Origin of the sequence: Primorskyibacter flagellatus, assembly GCF_900176485.1 — a bacterium.
GTDB lineage: Bacteria > Pseudomonadota > Alphaproteobacteria > Rhodobacterales > Rhodobacteraceae > Primorskyibacter > Primorskyibacter flagellatus.
Window position 1 is genome coordinate 1 of record NZ_FWYD01000053.1, and the last position, 3,339, is coordinate 3,339.

Annotated in this window: 3 protein-coding genes; 1 reads left to right on the top strand and 2 read right to left on the bottom strand. The window is 52.4% G+C overall.

Annotated elements, in window-relative coordinates:
- Positions 1–61: 61 nt before the first annotated feature.
- Positions 62–1,495, bottom strand: coding sequence for an SIR2 family protein (locus B8991_RS20805; RefSeq protein ID WP_143514704.1), 1,434 nt, complete (start codon positions 1,493–1,495; stop codon positions 62–64).
- Between the two features lie 156 nt (positions 1,496–1,651).
- Positions 1,652–2,530, bottom strand: a complete 879-nt coding sequence (locus tag B8991_RS20810) for a toll/interleukin-1 receptor domain-containing protein (RefSeq protein WP_235866725.1) — start codon at positions 2,528–2,530, stop codon at positions 1,652–1,654.
- Positions 2,531–2,583: 53 nt separating this feature from the next.
- On the opposite strand from B8991_RS20810, the gene B8991_RS21650 reads away from it, so the two are divergent.
- Complete coding sequence (locus B8991_RS21650; protein ID WP_084355194.1) at positions 2,584–2,814, top strand: hypothetical protein; 231 nt, start codon at positions 2,584–2,586, stop codon at positions 2,812–2,814.
- The last annotated feature ends 525 nt before the right edge of the window (positions 2,815–3,339 follow it).

Here is a 3,339-nt window from a genome sequence, read left to right on the forward strand (position 1 = left end):
GGAAAGGCAGGCTGCTTCGGCATCGGAACGGCTCCTTGGCGGGTTGCCCAAGTCTACCAGATCACGCCGAAAGAAGCAGGTTTTTCAGACGTTCCCTAAGTTTCGGCGTAAGAAGCTCAATAGCTTCCTGGATATCCATATTGAGCACAGGCGGCCTGCGCAGCCGTTCCATCATTGAATAAACAGGCATATCGAGATCTCGACCATCATCCGGTGCGCTTTTGGAAAATATACGCCATGCACGAAGCCACAATGGCGGTAGATCCTTGGTTTGTCGTACCCTGCGGTCGATTTCATCTGCAAACGGGGTTCGAAGTCGCGTCAGCCATGAGACCGCTAATTTGAAATTAGCTGCGGATTGTAGATCCTGGGCAATCCAGGCTGCAATGACCCAAGTCGCGTCATGATCGTTCCATAGCTTAGACTGCGCAAAAAAATCGAACCATTCAGGATCAGCAATCGCCTTAATTGCCACAGACCACAAATCCCGACGGTCAGCGAACAGCCATTTGAGATGATCGAGATCCTCTTGGCTGGCGGTGTTGTATCCCTTTTTAAGAATTTCGTGAGCCCATTCCCGACGCGTAGATCGTGGTCGCTCTACCACATCCGCTAATTTGCGAAGATCTCGCCACATAGCCGAGTGGATCTTCTTACCCGTTTCAGGGTCTTGGACATATTCGTAAGGGATTGGCTCCACTGCCAGCGTGGACCACCTGACATCACCTTCATTCCGATCATCAACTGCATCCAGCGCGTATACTGGGCGTAAATCCGGAAATCTTTCACGGTCAGCTTCGAGGACATTCAAGAAATAACGGAACGGGGCATCGCCAGCACTATAGCCAACAATGACGATGGTCTTGCTGCGGCAAAGGTCAAAAAGAAACCTGGATGCCCAACCAGAGCGCATGTAGGCATCACCGTAATTCGCACTGGTCACGACCAAAGACGTTTCATCCAAGTCAAGATCCTGGTCAGCAATCCGACCGTGAAGATGAATGACGCCACCGAACCCTGCACTTCCAGGAGCAGGCAAATCTTGTCCGGCAAAACTGAGCGATCGGATGCTTTCGGCTTCGGCTTTTTCAAGCAGTGCTCTTTCAATCAACGTGTCAAAGTTCGTGGTGACAATAGTCGGCAGGTTTTCCATATTTCGGGAGAGCCGCAAGATTGTGCGATGGTTATCGAGGTTCAAATCCGTAGGGGGCTGAAGAAGTTTTACAATAGTTCGGATCATTTGCGTTGGGTCCACAATCCGGCGGCTGAGCGAACCCAGTACTTCTTCGTATCGATAGTCGTCGAAGGCTTGCTGTTCTGAAGGGTTCATCTGAACATTTAGGCCAGCAAAGCACGACTTAACCAGTCCACCAAATCCTGGAAGTTGCGGCGCACTGACACCGGCACCGCAGAGAAAAACAACGTCGCCAGATAACAAGGCGTCTACCAGCTGGGAAGGAAACGCAGGGCCTTCATTTGAGAAACGGAGAGTCACTTTGTGGGTTCCTTGAAATATGTCCGGCTAACGCTTCGCGCTTGGTATCAGATTGCAATACGCCTTTGGTGTCGTCGCATGGTAAGGTAAGCTCCGACCTCGTCGCACATCAGCTTTCAACCGGTGGCCATAGCTGATGCTATGAAAGGGATATGCTCATCCTGGGCTAATGCCAGCTTGGTCGATAAACTGGTTCCAGAGGTACACAGCAGCTTGGTCAGAATTGAGCCGATCATGTTCCCTACCAAACATCGACATAGTCGCGGTCAAATACTGTTCGTAATCGTCTGCTGCTATATTGAGCGCGCCGTTAGCGGTGTTGTCCGGTGCATTTTCACTGAAGGAGTAATAGATGTCTCCAAGCGCATAGCTTGAGCCACGGCAATGAACTGTGATGTGGGCCGTACCGCCCTTGCGTTCCTGATTAACGATCGTGCAACCAAAGGCGGTTCTACCCCTGTCCACAAACCGGCTGCGCAGTCCTTCCAGAGTGTCGATCTCTTGTGCAGCATTCTCGAAGTATGTCTTGATCGTAGTAAAAGCTGTTTCCCGGAAATCGCTCCTGTCGATCTCATCAAAATCACGCTTCACGCGATAGCGCGGACTTTTGTCGCGAGTGGATGCGCGCACTTTGGGCTCCGAGAGCGCGACATCAGGTATGTGCTTAGCGTCGATAATCCGGCGCAGTTCCTGTACGACATTCAGGTATGCTGTGTTCGCATTGGTCCACTCACTGACCGGCTTTCCATCTACGGGAACAGCTTTCAGGCGTCTAAGTGCATTCATGGACGCCCAATCACAGGGTTCAACTATAATGGGCACGACCCGTGCGTCTCCGGCGTCGTGCCGTTCTAACGCGCGGCGCATCTCCTGTTCCACGCAGTAATCTGAAGCAATGAAATCGGGGCTTACGAGAAGAAGGAACAGATCGGCTACTTCCAGTTCTGAACGGATTTCATCGTCGAGCACTGAACCGGCCAAGATCTCGCGGTCAAACCACGCTTCGATCCGTCCCTCGCGTCGAAGAGCGGCCAAGTGAACATGCAGCCTTTCCAGAGCGCTGGAATCTCTGTGAGAATATGAGATGAATGCCCGCATTTGAACCTGCCGGAAAGTGGATGTTTTTATTTTGTTCAATGTTATCCGCCTCAGCGCAGGGGTTCAAGCTGTCGTGGAACCAGTTCAATATTGCGGCGCTCCTTCTAAGATTAGCCTATGGTCAAGAAGTACAAATTTCGGATGATACCTTCCGCCAGTCCGTGCCCCGGGCTCTGCCTATGGGCTGGCTGACGAATTTATGTATTGACGGCGACCTTTGAACTGTACTTCCACCATCCCGTGCATCTTCGGGCTGCGCAGCACGATGATGATTGCCTCGCTGGCGGGATCATCGCGCATGGCGAGCTCCGGCGTTCTGGGCGCGCAGGCCGTAATAGCGTTCGACATTCGCCTTTGGCCCGCCCATGCGCATCATTCGGATCACCGCTGGTTTGGTCAACATGCACGGCCCAAGGACGAAGCTGCTCCGCAGTATTGGTACCTTTGGCTGATGGTGTGTCCCAGGCGTCGCAGCCGGAGACCGTACTGCCACCTTTGCGTCTTGGTCTCGCGGGCATTGGAGCAGCTTTTCCGAAAGTTGGATTGATGGCGTATTGTCCAGCGTCGCGAATGATGATCTCGACGATTTTCTCATCAATTTTCGCGCCAATGGGCGGCGGGTAGCTGTCGCAAGCCCCGGTATGACCGACGTGTCTGTCGTCATATAAAATGGGACATCAGAGCGGCTTGAACATTGGAGGCTCTGGTTCGGTTGTTTGATTGATTATGCTGCTTGTTTTTGATGT

Excerpts from the sequence above, each read along its gene's own strand:
- B8991_RS21650 (WP_084355194.1), top strand. The coding sequence starts at position 2,584 with ATGCCCGCATTTGAACCTGCCGGAAAGTGGATGTTTTTATTTTGTTCA.